Source organism: Roseovarius maritimus (genome assembly GCF_043355895.2).
Lineage (GTDB): Bacteria > Pseudomonadota > Alphaproteobacteria > Rhodobacterales > Rhodobacteraceae > Roseovarius > Roseovarius maritimus.
Window position 1 is genome coordinate 133,314 of sequence record NZ_JBHFPF020000005.1, and the last position, 18,813, is coordinate 152,126.

Below are 18,813 nucleotides of genomic sequence, written 5' to 3' on the forward strand. Positions count from 1 at the left end.
GATTCCCTCATGACCCGCATTTTCGCCATCGCCGCCGGCCTTGCCCTGATCGTTGTGCTGGGGGGCATCTACCTGTTGACGGTAGGTCGCAGCGGGGGTGGGGAATTCGCCCAATGCCGCAGCACGGCCGTGGCCGATGGCGGCGCAAGCATCGGGGGGGACTTCACGCTGGTCGATGAAACCGGCGCGACCGTCACCAGCGCAGAGGTGCTGGACCAGCCCTCGCTGATTTACTTCGGCTATACCTTCTGCCCCGATGTCTGCCCGCTGGACGTGGCACGCAACGCAGAGGCGACCGAGATCCTCGAAGAGCGCGGGATCATGGTCAAGCCAATCTTCATCTCGGTCGATCCTGCGCGCGATACGCCAGAGGTTGTTGCAGATTTCACCGATGCGATGCATCCCCGCATGCTGGGACTCACAGGCTCGCCCGAGCAGGTCAAGGTCGCGAGCCAAGCCTACCGCACCTTTTACAAGGCGCATGAGCCTGCCGAAGGAGAAGAGGATTACTACCTCGTCGATCACTCGACTTTCACCTACCTGACGCTGCCGGGACGCGGCTTTGTCGAGTTTTTCCGCCGCGAAACCACAGGCGAGGAGATGGCGGACAAGGTCCAGTGCTTTGTCGAGGCCAGCTGAACGGCGTTTCGCGGTTTGACGCGGGGGCCGGGGCGGCCTAACTCCTATTCAAGCATTCTAGTGAATTGGAGCGCGTGTGATGGCCGAGACCCAGCTGGACCTTGGCAGCGATTCGTCGCTGCTGTTGGTCGACGACGACGAAGCATTTGTGCGTCGCCTTGCAAAGGCGATGGAAAAGCGAGGCTTTGACGTCGAGGTTGCCACCTCCGTTGCCGAAGGACGGACCGCGGCTGAAGCTCGCCCTCCGGCTTATGCCGTTTGCGATCTGCGCCTCGAGGATGGCAACGGCCTTGACGTGGTGGAGGTCATCCGCGAGCACCGCCCCGAAAGCCGGGTCGTTGTTCTGACTGGATATGGGGCCATCGCCACCGCCGTGGCCGCGGTAAAGATCGGAGCGACCGACTACCTTTCGAAACCCGCAGACGCCACCGACATCACGAACGCGCTGATGGCGACGGGCGATGACATGCCTCCGCCGCCCGAAAATCCGATGAGCGCGGATCGTGTGCGTTGGGAGCATATTCAACGCGTTTATGAGCTGTGTGACCGCAACGTCTCCGAGACCGCGCGGCGGCTCAACATGCACCGCAGGACGTTGCAGCGGATATTGGCCAAACGATCGCCAAGATAACGTCTCGCCGCGCGCGTCTCGGCGTTTCGCGAGTATTTTTACCGAGATGAAGAGCAGGGGAGCGCCTGCCCTTCAGAGATGTGCTTAGCCCTTCAGGCGCCGGTTACGCGCGGCCAAAAGCTTGAGCCGGAGCGCGTTCAACTGGATGAAGCCGGCAGCGTCCTTTTGATCGTAAGCGCCCGCGTCATCCTCGAAGGTCACATGCGCCTCGGAATAGAGCGAGTGATCCGACCAGCGGCCCACGCAGGTGGCTGCGCCCTTGTAGAGCTTGAGCCTGACAGTGCCGGTCACGTGCTCCTGGCTCTTGTCGATGGCGGCCTGCAGCATCTCGCGCTCGGGCGAGAACCAGAAGCCGTTATAGATCAGCTCGGCGTAGCGGGGCATCAGGCTGTCCTTGAGGTGGCCCGCGCCGGAATCGAGCGTGATCTGCTCGATCCCGCGATGCGCCTCCAAGAGAACGGTGCCGCCGGGGGTTTCATAGATGCCGCGCGATTTCATTCCGACAAAGCGGTTCTCGACGAAATCGAGCCGGCCAATGCCATGCTTGCCGCCCAGCTCATTGAGGCGGGTAAGGATCGTCGCGGGGCTGAGAGCCTCACCATTGATCGAGACAGCATCGCCGTGCTCGAAGCCGATTTCGATGAATTCGGGTGCGTCCGGCGCATCCTCGGGCGAGACGGTGCGTTGATATACATAATCGGGCGCCATCTCGGCGGGATCTTCCAGCACCTTGCCCTCGGAGGATGTGTGCAGGAGGTTCGCGTCGACCGAGAAGGGCGCCTCGCCGCGTTTGTCCTTGGCGATGGGGATCTGGTTTTTCTCGGCAAAGTCGATAAGTTTGGTCCGGCTGGTCAGATCCCATTCGCGCCACGGCGCGATGACCTTGATATCGGGGTTGAGCGCATAGGCGGCCAGTTCGAAACGTACTTGGTCATTGCCCTTGCCTGTGGCGCCATGGGCCACGGCGTCGGCGCCGGTTTCGGCGGCAATTTCGACTAGGCGCTTGGAGATCAGCGGGCGGGCGATGGAGGTACCGAGCAGGTAGAGTCCCTCGTAAAGCGCATTGGCGCGGAACATCGGATAGACGAAATCGCGCACGAATTCCTCGCGCACATCCTCGATATGGATGTTCTCGGGCTTGATCCCGAGGGTGATCGCCTTGTCGCGCGCCGGCTCCAGCTCTTCGCCCTGGCCCAGATCGGCGGTGAAGGTGACCACCTCGCAACCGTATTCGGTTTGCAGCCATTTCAGGATGATCGAGGTATCGAGGCCGCCGGAATAGGCCAGCACGACTTTCTTGGGCGCGGACATGTGCATTTCCTTTGTCAGGGTCGCGCCGGGAGGTATCCGGTTTTTTCGCGCTGGGCAAGACGGGGCAGGATTTGGCGCGGCTTCAACGTGCCGGGCATCTGGCCGGGGCTTTCGGATCCGCGGACGGCGCACGTGCCCTCTTGCGTGTGCAGAGCGCTTGGGGCAGGCATGGACCATGAGCGACTTTCAAGATAAAGCCCGCGCCGCCGAAGCCGCGATGCGCGATGTGTTCGACGCGACGCCCTTGCAGCGCAATGAACATTTGTCAGAGCGCTATGAGGCCAACATCCTGCTCAAGCGCGAGGATTTGACGCCGGTGCGGTCCTACAAGCTGCGCGGCGCGTTCAACGCGATGCGCAAGGTGCTGGCGAAGGGTGGCCCGGCGCCGGTCTTTGTCTGCGCCAGCGCCGGCAATCACGCGCAGGGCGTTGCCTTCATGTGCCGCCATTTCGGGGTTGAGGGCGTGATATTCATGCCAGTGACGACGCCACAGCAAAAGATCGGCAAGACCCGGATTTTCGGTGGAGACAATATTCGGATTGAGCTGACCGGGGATTACTTCGATGTCACTCTCGCCGCCGCGCAGGACTATTGCGCCAGTATGGGCGGTCATTTCCTGTCGCCCTTCGATGATGAGGATGTGATCGAGGGGCAGGCCTCCGTGATGGTTGAGATCGAGCGCGATCTGGGCGGGATGCCGGACCATATCGTCATGCCGGTTGGCGGTGGTGGGCTATCATCGGGTGTGACCAGCTATCTCGCGGACCGGGCAGAGATCACCTTGGTTGAACCGCTGGGCGGCGCGAGCCTTCAGGCGGCGCTCATGGCGGGCGCGCCGGTGCGTCTGGACCACGTCAACAACTTTGCCGACGGCGCGGCGGTGGCCCAGATCGGCGCCAGGACATTCGCGAGGCTCAGCCATCTTGATCCTGGCCAAGTGGTGACGGTCAACGAGGATCGGCTGTGTACCACGATGATCGAGATGCTGAACATCGAAGGTATTGTGCTGGAGCCGGCGGGCGCGCTTGCGGTGGATGCGCTCAAGGATATGCGCAATCGAATCCGGGGCAAGACCGTGGTCTGCGTTACCTCCGGTGGCAATTTCGATTTCGAGCGGCTGCCTGAGGTCAAGGAGCGTGCCCAGCGACATTCCGGCGTCAAGAAGTACTTTATCCTTCGCCTGCCGCAGAGACCCGGCGCGCTCAAGGATTTTCTCAACCTTCTGGGCCCGGACGATGATATCGCGCGGTTTGAGTATCTCAAGAAATCTGCGCGCAATTTCGGCTCGGTCCTGATCGGCATCGAGACGAGCCACGAAGAGAATTTCGATCGTTTGCTGGCCGCATTTTCGGAGGCGGGGTTCACGTACCGTGACATCACGGATGACAGTGTTCTCGCTGAATTCCTGATTTAGATTCGGCATCTTTTTCATCTTGCGTCCAGTCCCGGCAAGCCGCGGAGAAACTCGGCTCTTGCCGAGTGGTAGCTTGCGATTATCGCGGACAGTTCCACTTCCCCAGCGTGCCCGCCAGCGGCGGTGGATTCGCCTTTTTGGCATAGATCTGAAAAGGCGGTGAAACCAAGATTGAGCGCGCTTCCTTTGAGAAAATGGAGGCGCGATTCGAGAGTTTGCGCGTCGGCGCCGGGTTTCAACTTCGTGATCTCTCCCTCTACCTCCTCCAGAAAGAGCTCCACGACCTCCGCAAAATCGTCGGCACCGATTTCGCTGCGCAGCTCCGCAATCCTGACCCAATCAATCATCGATGTCCTCCTGATAAGGGTTACACTCCGCCAAAGGCGTTAAGGCACCGTTACCGAGGCCTTTTGTTTTCAATCGGGCGCGCGTTCACGGCCTGTTAACGGGACGCGTATTAATTTCGGTGGATTGAGTCCGGAGGGAACTATTTTGTCCCAGATCACCCACCTATCCGCCCGGCTGGACGGCCCTGTTTCGCCCCGCGCCATTCAGCGCGTTCTGGTTGTGGATGACAGCCGATTGCAGCGCCGTATCTTGGCCGCGTCCCTCAAGAAATGGGGCTTCGCTGTAACCGAGGCGGAATCCGGTCATCAGGCACTCGAGATGTGTCGGGATATGCCCCCCGATCTGGTGCTGAGCGATTGGATGATGCCGGGCATGTCCGGCGTCGAATTCTGCGATGCATTCCGGCGGATGACGCGGGACAACTACGGCTATTTCATTCTTCTGACCTCCAAATCTGACAAGGCGGAAATCGCCCATGGTCTGGACGCTGGTGCGGATGATTTCCTGACCAAGCCGGTCGACGCGGGCGAGCTGCGCGCGCGCATTGCCGCCGGTGAACGTATCCTCGAAATGGAGCGTGAACTGACCGAGAAGAACCGCCTCGTCAATTCGACGTTGGACAGGCTTCAGGCGCTCTATGCGTCGCTGGATGCCGATCTGATGGAGGCCAAGAAGCTGCAGCAGTCGCTGGTCAGCGACCGTCACCGTGATTATGGTACGGCAGAAGTCTCGATGATGCTGCGCTCATCCGGGCATGTGGGCGGTGATCTGGTGGGGATGTTTCCGGTCAGTGAGACGCGCATCGGGCTCTATGGCATCGACGTCTCGGGGCATGGTGTCAGCTCGGCCCTGATGACGGCGCGGCTGGCAGGGTATCTGTCGGGCGCCGCGCCCGAGCAGAATGTCGCGCTAAGGCGTCTGGCGGATGGCAGTTATGTGCCGCGCCCGCCCGCCGAGACGATTGCCGCGCTCAATGATCTCTTCCTGAGCGAGCTTGATACCGAGCATTATTTTACGCTCCTCCTCGCAGATGTCGATCTTGCGACGGGGCGGGTCGTGATGGCGCAGGCGGGGCATCCCTACCCCGCAATCCAGCGTGCCGATGGCAGTGTCGAAATGGTGGGCGAGGGCGGATTGCCCGTTGGACTGATCCCCGGCGCCGAGTATCAGGACTTTGCCGTGCAGTTATACCCGGGTGACCGGTTGATGATTCATTCGGACGGCGTGACGGAATGTGCCGCGCCCGATGACACGCTGCTCGATGATGCCGGGTTGGCCGAATTGCTTGGCGAGCTGAAAGACGTCAAAGCGCTTTCCTGCCTCGAGGCGCTCATCTGGAAATTGGCCGATTTCACCGGAAGCGACACGTTTGCCGACGACGTTTCAGCCATTTTGCTCGAGATCAAGCCAGCGACGCCCACCGCCTGACGAACATACGGTCACCCTCGTTGCCCAACTCCCGCGCCGCAGTGCCGGGGTCAATCAGTAAAGCTGTATGCCCCGGCTCCGTCGGGGCGCAGAGGGCACGCACGGGCCGGGCCACGTAGATCGTGCACAGCTTCTCGGCCCACATGTCGTATTCCGGCATATAGACGAAACGGCGAAAGGCACCAGCTCGGCGCGGCGCGGCAATAGTCCAGCCTGTCTCTTCGACCACTTCGCGGTAAAGCGCCTGAAGCGGCGATTCGCCCGGATCGATCCCTCCGCCGGGCAGCTGCAGTTCCGCTTCCGGCGCATGTTGCAGCGTCACCAGGAGCCCGCCATCCATAGGCAGAATAGCATAGACGCCGTGGCGCAGTCGGTAGGACCGTCCTCGCTGCGGCGGCTGGCCCACTCTGGGTATCATCTGGCTCGCTCCTATTGGACGCTGGGTTGCCCCTTCCTATATCTTCGCGATATGCCAATCTCCGGCACATAAGGAAACCCCCATGAGCATCGGTGAAAAAATCGCTTGGGACGACACGGTCTTGCCGTTCCAACTGGACAATTCGAATATCCGGGGGCGCGTCGCGCGACTGGACGGCGTTCTTGACGGTATCCTCAAGCAACATGACTACCCCCCTGTCGTCGAGGCGCTGGTCGCCGAGATGTCTCTGCTGACCGCGCTGATCGGGCAGACGATCAAGCTGCGTTGGAAGCTGTCCCTGCAGGTGCAGTCGAACGGCCCGGTGCGCATGATCGCCACAGATTACTACGGCCCGCAAGCGGAGGGCGAACCCGCGCGCATCCGCGCCTACGCAAGCTATGATGCGGACCGGCTGACGGAGGCCGATCCCTTTGCGCAGGTGGGCGGGGGCTACTTCGCCATCATGATCGATCAGGGTAAGGGCACGACGCCCTATCAGGGGATCACGCCCCTGGCGGGCGGCAGCCTGCGCGCCTGCGCCGAGGCGTATTTCGCGCAGTCCGAGCAGATACCGACGCGCTTTGCGCTCAGCTTTGGCCGCTCGACCGAGACGGATACACAGGAGCATTGGCGCGCTGGGGGCGTCATGCTGCAGCATATGCCCAAAGCCTCGCCGCTCAGGACCCAGCCTGAGGGCGGCACCGGCGATGGCGGTCTGCTGCAGCCCGACGATGTGGTTCCCGACGGTCTGGAAGGCGAGAATTGGAACCGCGCCAACGTGCTGCTGGATACTGTCGACGCGCTGGAGCTGATCGGCCCCAGCGTCGCGCCGACGGATCTTTTGCTGCGCCTGTTCCACGAAGAGGCGCCCCGCGTTTTTGATGCGCAGCCGGTCCGCTTTGGCTGCACTTGCTCGGAAAAGCGCGTGCGCCAGAGCCTTTCGATTTACTCGGCCAAGGATATCGAAACGATGACCACCGAGGCCGGCCTCGTGACTGCAGATTGTCAGTTTTGCGGTGCCCATTACGAGATGGATCCCGGCACGCTGGGATTCGAGGCGACGGGTGGCAAGGGCGGCGACGACAGCGCATGAGCGGGCATGATGTCATCGCAAGGATCGCCGGCGCGCTGGGCCGGCCCGGCGCGGCGACGTCAGATTTCGACCTGAACCCCGGCACCGTTCTGCCCGAGGGGCGCAAACTGCGGCCCGCCGGTGTGCTGGCGCCGCTGGTGATGACCCCGACAGGCGCGCGCCTGCTGCTGACACAGCGGTCCTCCGTGCTCAAGCAGCATCCGGGCCAGATCGCGTTTCCGGGTGGCAAGCAGGATGAGGGCGACAGCGATGTTACCGCTGCTGCCCTGCGCGAGGCGCATGAGGAAATCGGGCTGGACCCCGCGAATGTCGAGGTGCTGGGCCATCTGCCCCGGCACGAGACGGTGACCGGCTATCTTGTGACGCCGGTAATCGGCCGTGTTCTGTCGCCATTCTCGCCGGTGCCGGAGGCCGGCGAGGTTGCCGAGGTCTTTGACGTGCCTTTGGAGCATGTGTTGGCATCCGCGCAGTACCGGATCGAGGCGCGCTACTGGCGCGGGACGATGCGGCGCTATTACACCGTGCCATATGGCCCCTATTACATCTGGGGCGCGACTGCGCGGATGCTGCGCGCGCTGGCCGACGTGGCAGAACGGACATGAAGATTGATGCACCCTGGCTCCACGATGCGCCGCTGGCCGCGATTTTTGCCGCGTTTCGCGAGGCCGGTCACCAAGTCTATCTGGTGGGCGGCGCGGTGCGTAATACCCTGTTGGGAGAGCCGATCGGCGATCTGGATCTGGCGACAGATGCCACGCCCCAGCAGATGGCGCAGCTGGCCGATGCCGCCGGGTTGAAGGCTATTCCGACGGGCGCGGATCACGGCACGGTGACGCTGGTCGCAGGCGGGGTGCCGTTTGAAATCACCACCTTCCGCCGGGATGTCGAGACCGATGGCCGCCACGCCACGGTCGCCTTTACTGACGATATCCTTCAGGACGCACGCCGCCGGGATTTCACGATGAACGCACTTTATTCCGGCGCTGACGGCGTGGTGATTGATCCGCTGGGCGGGCTCTCCGATACGCTGGCGCGCCGTGTTCGCTTTATCGAGGATGCGGGAAAGCGCATTCGCGAAGACTACCTGCGCATCCTGCGGTTCTTTCGCTTTTACGCCCAATATGGCGGCAACCGGGGTATCGACCCCGAAGGTCTGGCCGCCGTGGCCGGGCATCTGGACGGGCTGGACGACCTGGCGCGTGAGCGTGTCGGCGCCGAAATGATGCGCATGCTGGCGGCGCCCGATCCGTCCCGCGCCGTTGCCGCGATGGCGCAAGTCGGCGCGCTGGGCCGTGTTCTGCCCGGTGCGGACCACCGTGCGCTTGCTCCCCTTGTGCATCTGGAAGGCGAGGTGCAAGTCGCGCCCGAGCCGGTGCGCCGCCTTGCCGCCCTGGGCGGTAGCGACTCGCGCGATCGGCTTCGGCTCAGCAACGCGGACGTGGCCCGGCTGGATGTGCTTGCCGAGGGTATCGGCAACCTCTGCGCGCCTGCGGTTCTGGGATACCGCCACGGGGCCGAGGCGGCGCGCGATATCCTGCTGCTGCGCGCGGCGCTGCTGGAGCAGCCATTGGATGCCGGGGCGCTTCGGGCGTCCGCGTCGGGCGCGCGGCAGGTCTTTCCGGTGCGTGCAGCCGATCTGATGCCCGGCTATCAGGGGGCGGCTTTGGGCGCGCGGCTGAAAACCCTCGAGGCGCGCTGGATTGACTCGGGCTTCGCACTGAGCCGGAATGATTTATTGGGAAAAGACGCATGAGCTACCTGATCGAACGGCTGGGGCATCAGGGTGACGGGATCGCCGCAGGCCCGATCTTTGTCCCCATGACCCTGCCGGGCGAGCGTGTGACCGGCACGCTGGAAGGCCAGCGCCTGACCGATATCCGAATCGAGGCGCCCAGTGACCGCCGTGTTGCCCCTCCCTGCCGCCATTTCAAGGCCTGCGGAGGGTGCCAGTTGCAGCATGCCGATGACGCCTTCGTTGCGGCCTTCAAGGAGGATGTGGTGCGCACCGCGCTCGCGGCGCACCGGATCGAGGCGCCGTTTCAGCCCATTGCCACCTCGCCCGCACAGGCGCGGCGGCGGGCCACCCTCTCGGCGCGGCGCACCAAGAGGGGGGCGATGGCGGGTTTTCATGGCCGCGCGTCGGATGTGATCGTGGAAATCCCCGATTGCCGACTGCTGCATCCCGACCTGATCCGCGCCATTCCGGTGGCCGAGGCGCTGGCGCTGAACGCGGCCAGCCGCAAGGGTGCGCTGGATGTGGCCGCCTGCCTGTCTCAGGCCGGGTTGGATGTGAACGTGGTGAATGGCAAGCCCCTCGATGGGCCGCTGCGCATCCTTCTGGCGCAGCTGGCCGAAGCGCATGACCTCGCCCGCCTCGCTTGGGATGGCGAGGTGATCGCGACGCGCCGCTTGCCGATGCAACGCTTTGGCGCGGCGGAGGTGACGCCTCCGCCCGGTGCATTCCTACAGGCCACCGCCGAGGGCGAGGCCGCGCTTTTGGCCGATGTACGCGCGGCGCTGGACGGCGCGGGGCATGTCGTCGATCTCTTTGCGGGCTGCGGCACCTTCGCGCTACCGCTGGCAGATGGCGCGCGGGTTCACGCGGTCGAAGGTGATGCAGGCATGACCGAGGCGCTCGATGCCGGATGGCGCAAGGCGACAGGTCTGAAACAGGTCAGCGTCGAGACACGGGACCTCTTCCGCCGCCCGCTGCTGCCGGACGAATTGAAACGCTATGACGGCGCGGTCATCGATCCGCCCCGCGCCGGGGCCGAGGCGCAGATGGCCGAGCTGATCGCGGCAAACCTGCCACGCATTGCCTATGTGTCGTGCAATCCCGTGACATTCGCACGCGACGCGGCCGCCGCCGTCGCGGCGGGATACAAGCTGGATCATCTGCGCGTGGTCGATCAGTTTCGCTGGTCCAGTCATGTCGAATTGGTGGCACAGCTGACACGGATTTAGGCGTTGGTAACCTTTTTTCTCTATCTCGAAGGCCTGATTTCGGGTTATTAAGGCGAAAAACAAATCGAGTAGGGCAAATGAGAATCTGGAAATTTCTGGCTGTTGCGCTGATGGTTGTGGGCCTCTCGGCCTGTGGATCAAAGTTCAAGACGTATAATGGTCCCGAGGTCACGCATGTCTTGGTCAAGAAGACCGAGCGCAAGATGTATCTGTTGCACCATGACCGGGTGTTGGAAGCTTATGATTTCGATCTGGGCTTTGCCCCATCGGGTCATAAGTACGAAGAAGGCGACGGGCGCACGCCCGAGGGCACCTACCTGATCGACCGGCGCAATCCCAACAGCAAGTTCCACTTGTCGATCGGTATCTCCTATCCCAACGCCTTCGACCGGGCGCAGGCGCGCGCCAGAGAGAAGAGCCCGGGTGGCGATATCTTCATTCATGGCCAACCGAACGGGTTCCGGGGCCGCAAGGGGCCGGATTGGACCGCCGGGTGCATTGCCGTCACCAATAAGGAAATAGAATGGATCTACGCGATGGTCGAGGATGGCACGCCGATCACTCTCCATCCCTGAGCGGTGCTCGGCGTCGAGCCGGGCTGAGCTTTTCCGGAATGATGAAAGTGCCGGGCAGTTTCACTGCTCCGGCGCTTTGCTTGTCGAATATCGGGTTTTGAAAGACTCAGCCGCCCATCACCAGTGTCCACCAGATTTTGCCGCCGCTTTCCTGAAGCCAGGAAAAGCCCATGTTGTTGGCCTTGGGCGACAGGATGACACTACGTGTGCCCGGCTCTTCCATCCAGGCGGCCAAAGTCTCGAGCTCGGTCTCGTAGGTTTCGGAGATCGCCTCGCCGACGAGGCCACCGGTGAAGCCGACGCGCTCGACCCGCTCGATGGGCGAGGAGCCGTCCGATCCGAAATGCCACGGCCGGTTCTGCACCGACATATCCCGCGAATGGGTTGCCGCGGCGGCGTTTAGCTGGGCGTTCAGCTGCACCGGCTGACGACCGGCGGCGCTGCGCAGGGCATTGATCGAATCCAGCATACGGTACTGGATGGCAGAGGTATCGCCGAAGCCGATGCGATATACCTTCGGAAGCGGTTTGCCGTCGGCCCCGATTTGCGGCTGGGATGGCGGCGGGGCGCATGCGCTGAGGGCAAGCAGGGCGGAGAAGAGGAGTACCAGAATGCGCGACATGGGCAGGGGACCATCCAGATTGATTGTTTCGATACTCCCTACAGCCGCGGGCGTTGCGATTCAAACCCACATGAGGGGAACTTCGCCGAGGGCTATTGTTTGAATTGCGACTGCGACTTTCGCGCCATATGCTCCCTGCCCATCCATGCAATCCGTTCGCCGGGGAGGCTACCATGACCCATAATTCATTCAAGCCATTGAACAGACGTAGCTTTTTGTCGGGCGCCGCTGCGGTGATCGGGGCGCCTGCGCTGGCGCAGAACATCGGCACGATCGAGATGGAGCAGCCCATAACCTCAAGCGTGCGCCGCAACATATCCAGCTTTCGATCACTGACGTGGCAGCCTTACTTCAAATCCTTGCGAAACGGCGCGATATTGGTGGATATCGATTCGCGCGCGCTGCATTTCTGGGGCGCGGATGGCCGGACCTACAAGCTCTACCCCTCGTCGATTCCGCTATCCGAGGATCTGACCCGGCGCGGACGCACCAATGTCATCCGCAAGGTCGAGGGCCCCAGCTGGAGCCCGACCGCCAACATGCTCCGGCGCAATCCCGACTGGCCGCGCTACGTGCCGCCGGGCCCCGACAATCCGCTGGGAACACATGCGCTTTATCTGGGGTGGAAATACTATCGCATCCACGGCACACATGACACGCGCAAGATCGGCCGCAAATCCTCCAGCGGTTGTATCGGCCTTTATAATCAGCACATTGCCGAGCTTTTCTCGCTGGCCAAAGTGGGTACGCAGGTGTTGCTAATTTGACAATATCAGGGCGCAAGGTCGCACCTGTGCAGCGAGTTCAATTGCAATCACGGAAATTTGCTGGTTTGAGAGTTGACACGAGGTAAACGTCTTGGGTGCCTGCCGTCGCGAGGTGCGACGACACGCTAATTTCTGGAGGATACTATGAAGAAACTCGTTCTGGCCGCCGCTCTGTCCGCTGCTGCATCCGCTGGCTTCGCTGGCAACATGGAGCCCCCCGTCATGGAAGCTCCGGTCATCGTCGAAGAAACCAATGCAAGCTCGTCCGCCGCTGGCGTGTGGGTCCCGCTGGTTCTGCTGGCGATCGTCGCAGCTGTGATCGCAGCCGACTAAGCATTTCGGGCGGCTGTATTACGAGCCGCGCAAATGCAGCCAGTCTGATTTCAGACTAAAGAGGCGTCGGACCGCAGGGTCCGGCGCTTTTTCCGTTCAGCTTGCGCCGTGCCTGACCCAGCCTTGCAGATTTTCGCGGATGACATTGGTCAGCGCCTCAATATGTGCGGGGCCGTCATTGAGGCAGGGGATATAGGTGAATTCCTCGCCACCCGCATGCTCAAAGCTTTCGCGGATCTCTTCGTTGATTTCTTCCAGCGTTTCGATGCAATCGGCGGAGAACGCCGGGGCGATGACGGCGATGCGCTTCTTGCCGTCTTCCTTCGCGAGGCGCGCGACCTCTTCGACCGTATAGGGCTTCAGCCATTCTTCAGGCCCAAACACTGACTGGAATGTCGTGGTGATCCGGCTGTCGTCCCAGCCCAGCCGTTCCTTCAGCAGGCGCGTCGTTTTCTGGCACTGGCAATGATACGGATCGCCCTGCATCAGGTAGCGCTTGGGCATGCCATGATAGGACACGACGAGGATCTCGGGATCGGCCTCGCCGGCATAAGCCTCCTCGACCGAGCGGGCGAGCGCGTCGATATACTCGGGGTGGTCGAAATAGGGCTGCACGGTGCGCGCGGCGGGCTGGCGCGTTTCCTTCATCAAAGCACGGAAGAACTGGTCGTTCGCCGTCGCCGAGGTTGCCCCTGCATATTGCGGGTAAAGCGGGAAGAAGACGATGCGGGTGCACCCGGCCTCGGTCATCTCGCGCACCTTGGACTCGGTTGACGGATTGCCGTAGCGCATGCAGAAATCGACCATGACATCATCGCCGTATTCGGCCGTCAGCGCGCTGCGCAGCGCGTCCGTCTGATCGCGCGTGATGGTCATGAGGGGGCTTTCGCCCTTGTCCTCGTTCCAGATGGACTTGTAGGCCGCGCCGCTGGTGAACGGCCGTCTGGTCAGGATGATCAGCTGGAGTAGCGGCTGCCATTTCCAAGGCGAATAGTCGATGACGCGGCGGTCGGACAGGAACTCGTTCAGGTAGCGGCGCATCGACCAGTAGTCGTAATTGTCCGGCGTGCCCAGATTGGCCAGAAGGATCCCGGTCTTTTCGCGCGGCACCTTGGGGTGATCCTTGGGCGCGTGAACGGGGCGGGTTGCATCCTTGGCAGGCTCTGTCATGGGTTCGTGGTCCTTTGGCTGATGCGCGTGGCGCTTGCTGTCCACCGGACATAAGCGAAACCGCGCGGGGGTCAATCGCGCAAAGGCGTCTCATCGGTGCCGAGTGCATCGGCCAGCCGCGTCTTGGCCGAGCCGGGGCGCAGCGGCTGGGGTTGCGAGGCGTCTGGCGACCAGCCGGTAAGACAGATCAGATCATAGGTGGCGGCGATCCGGCCATCCTCGGTGCCGAAGCTCTCGGCATAGATCTGCGCCGCCCGATCAAAAAGGGCGCGCCGGGCAAAATGCCGCGGCCGCGCCTGCATCGCGTTCACCTCGCCCATCGCGCGCAGATCATGCATCAGGGCAGTGAGGCTGGCATAGCTGGCAGTAAGCGGCACACTGTCAACGACCGGCAGCGTCATACCCGCCCGTTGCAGCAGACCGCCCAATTCGCGCACCTCGCCTGTGGGCAGGACGCGGGGCGACAGGCCGCCCGACACCTCGGCCTCGGCTTGCGCAAGGCTGGCGCGAAGTTGATGCAGCGTCGTGCCGCCCGGCATGATTCCCAGAAAGAGACCATCGGGGCGCAGCGCGCGGCGCGATTGGATCAGCTGGCCAACCGGATCATTGGCCCAGTGCAGCGACATCGCGTGGATGACCAGATCATGCGCGCCTTCTTCCAGCGCGAGGGTCTCGTCATCCGGCACGATGGTCGCGCCCTCCACGGCATCCCGCCAGGCACCGGGCCAGCCCGTCACGATGGCGGGCGCGGTAAATGATTTGTTAACCATTTCCAGACGATCCTGCACCTCCGCGATGGCCGCATCATGCAAGAACATCGCGGCGCCGCGCGTCTCTGCGCGGGCGCGCTGGCGCGAGAGGGCCGCGCGGTCTGTCAGGGGCGTCGTCATAGGGGAGCAGCCTTGGTCATGTGGGCGACATATAGATGAAGGCAGCCCGGTTTCAATCCGCGATCCGGCTGATCTACCCGGCGCGCTGCACCTTTTGCGGCGATCTGGTGGATAGCGACTTTGGCCTTTGCGGCCCCTGTTGGCGCGATACGCCTTTCATCGCGGGGCAGACCTGCAATTCATGCGGCGTGCCCCTGCTGGCCGGGCCGGATGCGCCGGGGGATCTGCTGATTTGCGACGACTGCCTGCGCGTGCCGCGCCCCTGGGGGGCCGGGCGCGCGGCGCTGGTCTATGACGGCAATGGCCGCCGAATGGTGCTGAAGCTGAAACATGGTGATAGGCATGACATGGCGGGGCCGGCGGCGGTCTGGATGGCGCGCGCGGTGAAGCCTCTCTTGCGGCTCGATACATTGCTGGCGCCCGTTCCACTGCATTGGCTGCGCCTGCTGAAACGGCGCTATAACCAGTCTGCCCTCCTTGCCCGCGCAGTTGCGCGGGAGGTGGATCGCCCGGTCTGCCCCGATCTGTTGATCCGCCCGCGTGCGACGCCCTCGCTGGGCGGAATGGGTCGCGATGCGCGCTTTGCCACGATGGAGGGGACAATCCGCGTCCATCCCAAGAGGCGCCACCGGCTGGCCGGGCGGCACGTTTTGCTGGTGGATGATGTGATGACCTCGGGCGCGACCCTGTCGGCGGCGACCGAGGCCTGCCTTGCCGCAGGTGCGGCGGGCGTTGATATTCTGGTACTGGCGCGTGCGGCCAAGGATGCCTAAATTCACGGGCAAACACCGGATACAAGGATTGCCCGCATGGCCCCCGTCGAAATCTATACCTCCCCGCTTTGCGGTTTTTGCACTGCGGCCAAGCGTCTTTTGTCCCAGAAGGGCGTCAATTTTTCCGAAATCGACATCGCCCGTCAGCCCGAGCGCCGGGCTGAGATGATGCAGCGCGCCAATGGCGGGCGCACCGTTCCGCAGATTTTCGTGGGCGAGGTTCATGTCGGCGGGTGCGACGAGCTTTTCGCGCTGGAGCGGGCGGGCAAGCTGGACGCGCTGCTGGCGGCATGAGGGCCGCGCTGATCCAGCTGTGCAGCAGCGATGATCCGGCCGCGAATCTCCGCCAGACGCTGCCGCTGATCGAAGAGGCGGCAGAGGGCGGGGCCGAATTTGTCCTGACGCCGGAGGTGACGAATTGCGTGTCGTCCAGCCGCACGCGGCAGAACGAGGTTCTGGCGCTGCAAGGCGATGACATCACCCTCGCCGCGCTGCGAGACGTGGCCGCGCGTCGGGGCATCTGGCTGCTGATCGGCTCGCTCGCGCTCAGGACGGGGGACGCGGACGGCCGCTTTGCCAACCGCTCGTTCCTGATCGCAACGGACGGCACCATCGCGGCGCGCTATGACAAGATCCACATGTTCGACGTGACCATCAGCGACAGCGAAAGTTATCGCGAATCGGCTGGCTATCGCCCCGGCAAACGCGCGGTTCTGGCGCAGACGCCCTTTGCCGCTGTCGGGATGACCATCTGCTACGATATCCGCTTCCCGCATCTCTACCGCAACCTCGCCCAGAAGGGCGCGCAGATCCTGACCGTGCCCTCGGCGTTCTCGCCCGTTACCGGTGCCGCCCATTGGCATACCCTTCTGCGCGCCCGCGCGATCGAGACGGGCGCCTACATCCTTGCCCCCGCGCAGGCCGGCACGCATCCCGCGACCGAAGGCAAGCCGCGCCAGACCTATGGGCACAGCCTTGCCGTCGCGCCCTGGGGCGAGGTTCTGGCCGATGGCGGCGATGGCACCGCGGTGATTTACGTTGATCTGGACATGGCCGAGGTGGCACAAGCGCGTCAGCGCATTCCCGCGCTGATGCATGATCCCGAATTCGGCGGCCCCTGATGGAAGACACGCCCACCAATGCCTTGGCCGTCGCGCTCTTCAGCGAGATCCTGACCAATGATCAGCTGATCCGCAATCAGTTGAGCCGCGTGTTGCCCAAGGGCATGGAGGTCTCGCATTTTTCGGTGCTGAACCATCTGGCGCGGGCAGGGGTCGAGCGCAGCCCGGCGGAACTGGCCAAAAGCTTTCACGTCACGCGCGGCGCGATGACCAACACATTGCACAAGCTGGAATGGGCCGGATACGTCCATATCCGGCCCGATTGGGATGATGCGCGGCGCAAACTGGTGTCGATCAGCCCGGTAGGCCGCACCGCGCGCGATGCGGCCGTCGCCTCGATCACGCCGCTGATCTCCGAGGTTGTGGCCGAGTTGGGCGAGGACCAGGTGCGCGCCGCGCTGCCAGTGCTGCGCAGCCTGCGCGCACGGCTTGAGCCGGGAAACTAGGCGGGCCTGCGGCTGGCCGTGACGTAATTCACGCTCAGATCCCGGTCCGAGATCGACCATTTCCAGCTGATTGGATTGAAGACGAACCCCTTACGATCCACCGGCTCCAGCCCCGCCTTGCGCAACAGCTCGTAAAGCTCATCCGGCGTGATGAATTTCGCCCAGTCATGTGTGCCTTTTGGTAGCCAGCGCATCACGTGCTCGGCGCCGATGATCGCCATCATGTAGCTTTTCGGATTGCGGTTGAGGGTCGAGCAGATCTGCAGTCCGCCCGGCCTTAGCAGGTCATGGCAGGCGGTCAGATAGGCCAGCGGATCGGCGACATGCTCGACCACTTCCATATTCAGCACGGCATCGAACTGCTCGCCCGCCTCGGCCATCGCCTCGGCGCTGGTGTGGCGATAGTCGATCTCAAGGCCCGACTGCTCGGCATGAAGGCGCGCGACGGGAATGTTGCGCTCGGCCGCATCGGCGCCGACCACGTCTGCGCCCAGACGCGCCATCGGCTCGGCCAAGAGGCCACCGCCGCAGCCAATATCGAGGATGCGCAACCCCTTGAACGGCGCGTCACCGCTCAAATCGCGCTCGAACTCGGCCGCTATTTGCTGCGTGATATAGTCGAGGCGGCAGGGGTTCATCATGTGCAGAGGCTTGAACTTGCCGGTGGGATCCCACCATTCCTCGGCCATCGCCTGAAACTTGGCGACTTCGGCATCGTCTATCGTGGATGCTGCCCTTTGCATTCCGCATTCCCCTGTGTTCAGGTGTGCTGGGTGGCACACCGTTGATGGCTGTTGCCCGCAGCACATAACATAGGGCGGCCATGGATAAAATCTCGGGACCAAAGGGCGCAGTCCAGTATCTCTATCCACCGGTCGAGCCATTTGACCGCCGGATGCTGGACGTGGGTGATGGTCACGAGGTCTATGTCGAGCAATCCGGCAAGCGAGATGGTGTTCCCGTCATCGTATTTCACGGTGGCCCCGGCGGGGGATGCAGCCCTGCGATGCGCCGCTATTTCGATCCCAAAACGTACCGGATCATCCTCTTCGACCAGCGCGGATGTGGCCGGTCCAAGCCGCACGCGTCGGTCGAGGACAACACGACTTGGCATCTGGTGGATGATATCGAGCTGATCCGCGAGACGCTGGGCATCGATCATTGGGTGGTTTTTGGCGGCAGCTGGGGGGCAACGCTGGCCTTGATCTACGGAATCACTCACCCCACGCGCTGCCGGCATCTGGTGCTGCGCGGGATCTTTACCATGACGCAAGGGGAGCTTGACTGGTTCTATGGCGGCGGTGCCGGACGCTTCTGGCCCGAGCCATGGTCCCGCTTCGAGGCGCTGATTCCCGAAGGCGAGCGCGGCGATATGATCGCCGCCTATCACAAACGCCTCTTTTCCGGCGATCATCACACGGAGGTCCTACATGCCAAGGCCTGGAGCGGCTGGGAAAACGCGCTGGCTACGGTGCGCTCCTCAGGGATGGGAGGCGACAGCCCCGCCGAATACGCCCGCGCCTTTGCCCGGCTCGAGAATCACTATTTCATCAATGCCGGATTTCTCGAACATGACGGCTGGATCATGGCCAATATCGACCGTCTGGCCGAGGTGCCCGGCACAATCGTGCAGGGCCGCTATGACATGATCTGCCCGCCAGCCACGGCCCACGCGCTGTCCCATGCGTGGAAAGGGTGCCAGTTGCACATGATCCCGGTCGCCGGTCACGCCCTGTCAGAGCCGGGCATCAGCGCTGAGCTGGTCCGCGTCATGGATGTGCAGAAGCGGGGCTGATCGCCGGCACCGGTCATGGCCCTTGCATCCCGGCGCGCCCCTCGCTATATCACGCTCAACAGCGGCGCTCTTCGG

The 18,813-nt window shown here is 63.1% G+C and carries 23 protein-coding genes; 16 read left to right on the forward strand and 7 right to left on the reverse strand.

Annotation, left to right across the window (positions count from 1 at the left end):
* Nucleotides 1-9: 9 nt before the first annotated feature.
* Together ACEWPM_RS11510 and ACEWPM_RS11515 are read left to right on the forward strand one after the other, a co-directional pair.
* Nucleotides 10-639: an SCO family protein gene (locus ACEWPM_RS11510; RefSeq protein WP_393962312.1), complete on the forward strand. Its 630-nt coding sequence runs from the start codon at nucleotides 10-12 to the stop codon at nucleotides 637-639.
* A 79-nt stretch (nucleotides 640-718) separates the two neighbouring features.
* Entirely contained in the window at nucleotides 719-1,270 is a 552-nt protein-coding gene (locus ACEWPM_RS11515) for an ActR/PrrA/RegA family redox response regulator transcription factor (RefSeq protein WP_393962311.1), read from the forward strand.
* 84 nt (nucleotides 1,271-1,354) lie between these two features.
* Here the strand turns inward: ACEWPM_RS11515 and ACEWPM_RS11520 are convergent, their stop codons facing one another.
* Nucleotides 1,355-2,581, reverse strand: coding sequence for an argininosuccinate synthase (locus ACEWPM_RS11520; protein WP_393962310.1), 1,227 nt, complete (start codon nucleotides 2,579-2,581; stop codon nucleotides 1,355-1,357).
* Between the two features lie 175 nt (nucleotides 2,582-2,756).
* Here ACEWPM_RS11520 and ilvA point away from each other — a divergent pair, with 175 nt between their 5' ends.
* Nucleotides 2,757-3,995: a threonine ammonia-lyase IlvA gene (gene ilvA / locus ACEWPM_RS11525; protein ID WP_393962309.1), complete on the forward strand. Its 1,239-nt coding sequence runs from the start codon at nucleotides 2,757-2,759 to the stop codon at nucleotides 3,993-3,995.
* 14 nt (nucleotides 3,996-4,009) lie between these two features.
* On the opposite strand, the gene ACEWPM_RS11530 is transcribed toward ilvA, so the two are convergent.
* Entirely contained in the window at nucleotides 4,010-4,342 is a 333-nt protein-coding gene (locus ACEWPM_RS11530; RefSeq protein ID WP_393962308.1) for an Hpt domain-containing protein, read from the reverse strand.
* 145 nt (nucleotides 4,343-4,487) lie between these two features.
* On the opposite strand from ACEWPM_RS11530, the gene ACEWPM_RS11535 reads away from it, so the two are divergent.
* Nucleotides 4,488-5,771 (forward strand): PP2C family protein-serine/threonine phosphatase, encoded by a 1,284-nt coding sequence (locus ACEWPM_RS11535; RefSeq protein WP_393962307.1) that lies wholly within the window; start codon nucleotides 4,488-4,490, stop codon nucleotides 5,769-5,771.
* Here ACEWPM_RS11535 and ACEWPM_RS11540 read toward each other — a convergent pair.
* Nucleotides 5,746-6,189: an NUDIX domain-containing protein gene (locus tag ACEWPM_RS11540; RefSeq protein WP_393962306.1), complete on the reverse strand. Its 444-nt coding sequence runs from the start codon at nucleotides 6,187-6,189 to the stop codon at nucleotides 5,746-5,748. The two genes, ACEWPM_RS11535 and ACEWPM_RS11540, sit on opposite strands and share 26 nt — an antisense overlap.
* A gap of 82 nt (nucleotides 6,190-6,271) precedes the next feature.
* On the opposite strand from ACEWPM_RS11540, the gene hslO reads away from it, so the two are divergent.
* From hslO to ACEWPM_RS11565, 5 genes are all read left to right on the forward strand, one after another.
* Nucleotides 6,272-7,282: an Hsp33 family molecular chaperone HslO gene (gene hslO, locus ACEWPM_RS11545; protein ID WP_393962305.1), complete on the forward strand. Its 1,011-nt coding sequence runs from the start codon at nucleotides 6,272-6,274 to the stop codon at nucleotides 7,280-7,282.
* A complete protein-coding gene (locus ACEWPM_RS11550) occupies nucleotides 7,279-7,884 on the forward strand; it encodes a CoA pyrophosphatase (RefSeq protein ID WP_393962304.1) in 606 nt (201 codons plus the stop codon). Before hslO ends, ACEWPM_RS11550 begins: the two co-directional genes overlap by 4 nt.
* On the forward strand, nucleotides 7,881-9,035 hold the full coding sequence (locus ACEWPM_RS11555) for a CCA tRNA nucleotidyltransferase (RefSeq protein WP_393962303.1): 1,155 nt from the start codon (nucleotides 7,881-7,883) through the stop codon (nucleotides 9,033-9,035). Before ACEWPM_RS11550 ends, ACEWPM_RS11555 begins: the two co-directional genes overlap by 4 nt.
* A complete protein-coding gene (locus tag ACEWPM_RS11560; protein WP_393962302.1) occupies nucleotides 9,032-10,246 on the forward strand; it encodes a class I SAM-dependent RNA methyltransferase in 1,215 nt (404 codons plus the stop codon). Before ACEWPM_RS11555 ends, ACEWPM_RS11560 begins: the two co-directional genes overlap by 4 nt.
* Nucleotides 10,247-10,323: 77 nt before the next feature.
* Entirely contained in the window at nucleotides 10,324-10,821 is a 498-nt protein-coding gene (locus tag ACEWPM_RS11565) for a L,D-transpeptidase family protein (protein WP_393962301.1), read from the forward strand.
* 106 nt (nucleotides 10,822-10,927) lie between these two features.
* Here the strand turns inward: ACEWPM_RS11565 and dalA are convergent, their stop codons facing one another.
* Nucleotides 10,928-11,443, reverse strand: a complete 516-nt coding sequence (gene dalA / locus ACEWPM_RS11570) for a divisome-associated lipoprotein DalA (protein WP_393962300.1) — start codon at nucleotides 11,441-11,443, stop codon at nucleotides 10,928-10,930.
* Between the two features lie 173 nt (nucleotides 11,444-11,616).
* On the opposite strand from dalA, the gene ACEWPM_RS11575 reads away from it, so the two are divergent.
* Both ACEWPM_RS11575 and ACEWPM_RS11580 read left to right on the forward strand, forming a co-directional pair.
* A complete protein-coding gene (locus tag ACEWPM_RS11575; protein ID WP_393962299.1) occupies nucleotides 11,617-12,210 on the forward strand; it encodes a L,D-transpeptidase in 594 nt (197 codons plus the stop codon).
* A 144-nt stretch (nucleotides 12,211-12,354) separates the two neighbouring features.
* The gene (locus ACEWPM_RS11580; protein WP_393933275.1) at nucleotides 12,355-12,543 is read left to right on the forward strand and encodes a hypothetical protein; all 189 of its coding nucleotides are present in this window, start codon (nucleotides 12,355-12,357) and stop codon (nucleotides 12,541-12,543) included.
* A gap of 96 nt (nucleotides 12,544-12,639) precedes the next feature.
* Here ACEWPM_RS11580 and hemH read toward each other — a convergent pair whose 3' ends face one another.
* Together hemH and ACEWPM_RS11590 are read right to left on the reverse strand one after the other, a co-directional pair.
* Complete coding sequence (gene hemH, locus ACEWPM_RS11585; RefSeq protein ID WP_393962298.1) at nucleotides 12,640-13,713, reverse strand: ferrochelatase; 1,074 nt, start codon at nucleotides 13,711-13,713, stop codon at nucleotides 12,640-12,642.
* Between the two features lie 71 nt (nucleotides 13,714-13,784).
* Nucleotides 13,785-14,603 (reverse strand): methyltransferase domain-containing protein, encoded by an 819-nt coding sequence (locus tag ACEWPM_RS11590; protein WP_393962297.1) that lies wholly within the window; start codon nucleotides 14,601-14,603, stop codon nucleotides 13,785-13,787.
* A 35-nt stretch (nucleotides 14,604-14,638) separates the two neighbouring features.
* Here ACEWPM_RS11590 and ACEWPM_RS11595 point away from each other — a divergent pair, with 35 nt between their 5' ends.
* From ACEWPM_RS11595 to ACEWPM_RS11610, 4 genes are read left to right on the forward strand one after another with little or no spacing between them, the layout of a single operon-like run.
* Nucleotides 14,639-15,376 carry a double zinc ribbon domain-containing protein gene (locus ACEWPM_RS11595; RefSeq protein ID WP_393962296.1) on the forward strand — a complete coding sequence of 246 codons (738 nt, stop codon included), beginning with the start codon at nucleotides 14,639-14,641 and terminating at the stop codon, nucleotides 15,374-15,376.
* A 36-nt stretch (nucleotides 15,377-15,412) separates the two neighbouring features.
* Nucleotides 15,413-15,670 (forward strand): glutaredoxin 3, encoded by a 258-nt coding sequence (gene grxC / locus ACEWPM_RS11600; RefSeq protein WP_393962295.1) that lies wholly within the window; start codon nucleotides 15,413-15,415, stop codon nucleotides 15,668-15,670.
* Complete coding sequence (locus ACEWPM_RS11605; RefSeq protein WP_393962294.1) at nucleotides 15,667-16,497, forward strand: carbon-nitrogen hydrolase family protein; 831 nt, start codon at nucleotides 15,667-15,669, stop codon at nucleotides 16,495-16,497. Before grxC ends, ACEWPM_RS11605 begins: the two co-directional genes overlap by 4 nt.
* On the forward strand, nucleotides 16,497-16,943 hold the full coding sequence (locus ACEWPM_RS11610; protein WP_393962293.1) for a MarR family winged helix-turn-helix transcriptional regulator: 447 nt from the start codon (nucleotides 16,497-16,499) through the stop codon (nucleotides 16,941-16,943). Before ACEWPM_RS11605 ends, ACEWPM_RS11610 begins: the two co-directional genes overlap by 1 nt.
* Here ACEWPM_RS11610 and ubiG read toward each other — a convergent pair.
* On the reverse strand, nucleotides 16,940-17,686 hold the full coding sequence (gene ubiG / locus ACEWPM_RS11615) for a bifunctional 2-polyprenyl-6-hydroxyphenol methylase/3-demethylubiquinol 3-O-methyltransferase UbiG (protein ID WP_393962292.1): 747 nt from the start codon (nucleotides 17,684-17,686) through the stop codon (nucleotides 16,940-16,942). The genes ACEWPM_RS11610 and ubiG overlap by 4 nt on opposite strands.
* 80 nt (nucleotides 17,687-17,766) lie before the next feature.
* Here ubiG and pip point away from each other — a divergent pair, with 80 nt between their 5' ends.
* A complete protein-coding gene (gene pip / locus ACEWPM_RS11620; RefSeq protein ID WP_393962291.1) occupies nucleotides 17,767-18,738 on the forward strand; it encodes a prolyl aminopeptidase in 972 nt (323 codons plus the stop codon).
* The last annotated feature ends 75 nt before the right edge of the window (nucleotides 18,739-18,813 follow it).

Coding starts and splice junctions, on each gene's coding strand:
- ACEWPM_RS11510 (WP_393962312.1), top strand. CDS start 10: ATGACCCGCATTTTCGCCATCGCCGCCGGCCTTGCCCTGATCGTTGTG.
- ACEWPM_RS11515 (WP_393962311.1), top strand. CDS start 719: ATGGCCGAGACCCAGCTGGACCTTGGCAGCGATTCGTCGCTGCTGTTG.
- ACEWPM_RS11520 (WP_393962310.1), bottom strand. CDS start 2,581: ATGTCCGCGCCCAAGAAAGTCGTGCTGGCCTATTCCGGCGGCCTCGAT.
- ilvA (WP_393962309.1), top strand. CDS start 2,757: ATGAGCGACTTTCAAGATAAAGCCCGCGCCGCCGAAGCCGCGATGCGC.
- ACEWPM_RS11530 (WP_393962308.1), bottom strand. CDS start 4,342: ATGATTGATTGGGTCAGGATTGCGGAGCTGCGCAGCGAAATCGGTGCC.
- ACEWPM_RS11540 (WP_393962306.1), bottom strand. CDS start 6,189: ATGATACCCAGAGTGGGCCAGCCGCCGCAGCGAGGACGGTCCTACCGA.
- hslO (WP_393962305.1), top strand. CDS start 6,272: ATGAGCATCGGTGAAAAAATCGCTTGGGACGACACGGTCTTGCCGTTC.
- ACEWPM_RS11550 (WP_393962304.1), top strand. CDS start 7,279: ATGAGCGGGCATGATGTCATCGCAAGGATCGCCGGCGCGCTGGGCCGG.
- ACEWPM_RS11555 (WP_393962303.1), top strand. CDS start 7,881: ATGAAGATTGATGCACCCTGGCTCCACGATGCGCCGCTGGCCGCGATT.
- ACEWPM_RS11560 (WP_393962302.1), top strand. CDS start 9,032: ATGAGCTACCTGATCGAACGGCTGGGGCATCAGGGTGACGGGATCGCC.
- ACEWPM_RS11565 (WP_393962301.1), top strand. CDS start 10,324: ATGAGAATCTGGAAATTTCTGGCTGTTGCGCTGATGGTTGTGGGCCTC.
- dalA (WP_393962300.1), bottom strand. CDS start 11,443: ATGTCGCGCATTCTGGTACTCCTCTTCTCCGCCCTGCTTGCCCTCAGC.
- ACEWPM_RS11575 (WP_393962299.1), top strand. CDS start 11,617: ATGACCCATAATTCATTCAAGCCATTGAACAGACGTAGCTTTTTGTCG.
- ACEWPM_RS11580 (WP_393933275.1), top strand. CDS start 12,355: ATGAAGAAACTCGTTCTGGCCGCCGCTCTGTCCGCTGCTGCATCCGCT.
- hemH (WP_393962298.1), bottom strand. CDS start 13,713: ATGACAGAGCCTGCCAAGGATGCAACCCGCCCCGTTCACGCGCCCAAG.
- ACEWPM_RS11590 (WP_393962297.1), bottom strand. CDS start 14,603: ATGACGACGCCCCTGACAGACCGCGCGGCCCTCTCGCGCCAGCGCGCC.
- ACEWPM_RS11595 (WP_393962296.1), top strand. CDS start 14,639: ATGAAGGCAGCCCGGTTTCAATCCGCGATCCGGCTGATCTACCCGGCG.
- grxC (WP_393962295.1), top strand. CDS start 15,413: ATGGCCCCCGTCGAAATCTATACCTCCCCGCTTTGCGGTTTTTGCACT.
- ACEWPM_RS11605 (WP_393962294.1), top strand. CDS start 15,667: ATGAGGGCCGCGCTGATCCAGCTGTGCAGCAGCGATGATCCGGCCGCG.
- ACEWPM_RS11610 (WP_393962293.1), top strand. CDS start 16,497: ATGGAAGACACGCCCACCAATGCCTTGGCCGTCGCGCTCTTCAGCGAG.
- ubiG (WP_393962292.1), bottom strand. CDS start 17,686: ATGCAAAGGGCAGCATCCACGATAGACGATGCCGAAGTCGCCAAGTTT.
- pip (WP_393962291.1), top strand. CDS start 17,767: ATGGATAAAATCTCGGGACCAAAGGGCGCAGTCCAGTATCTCTATCCA.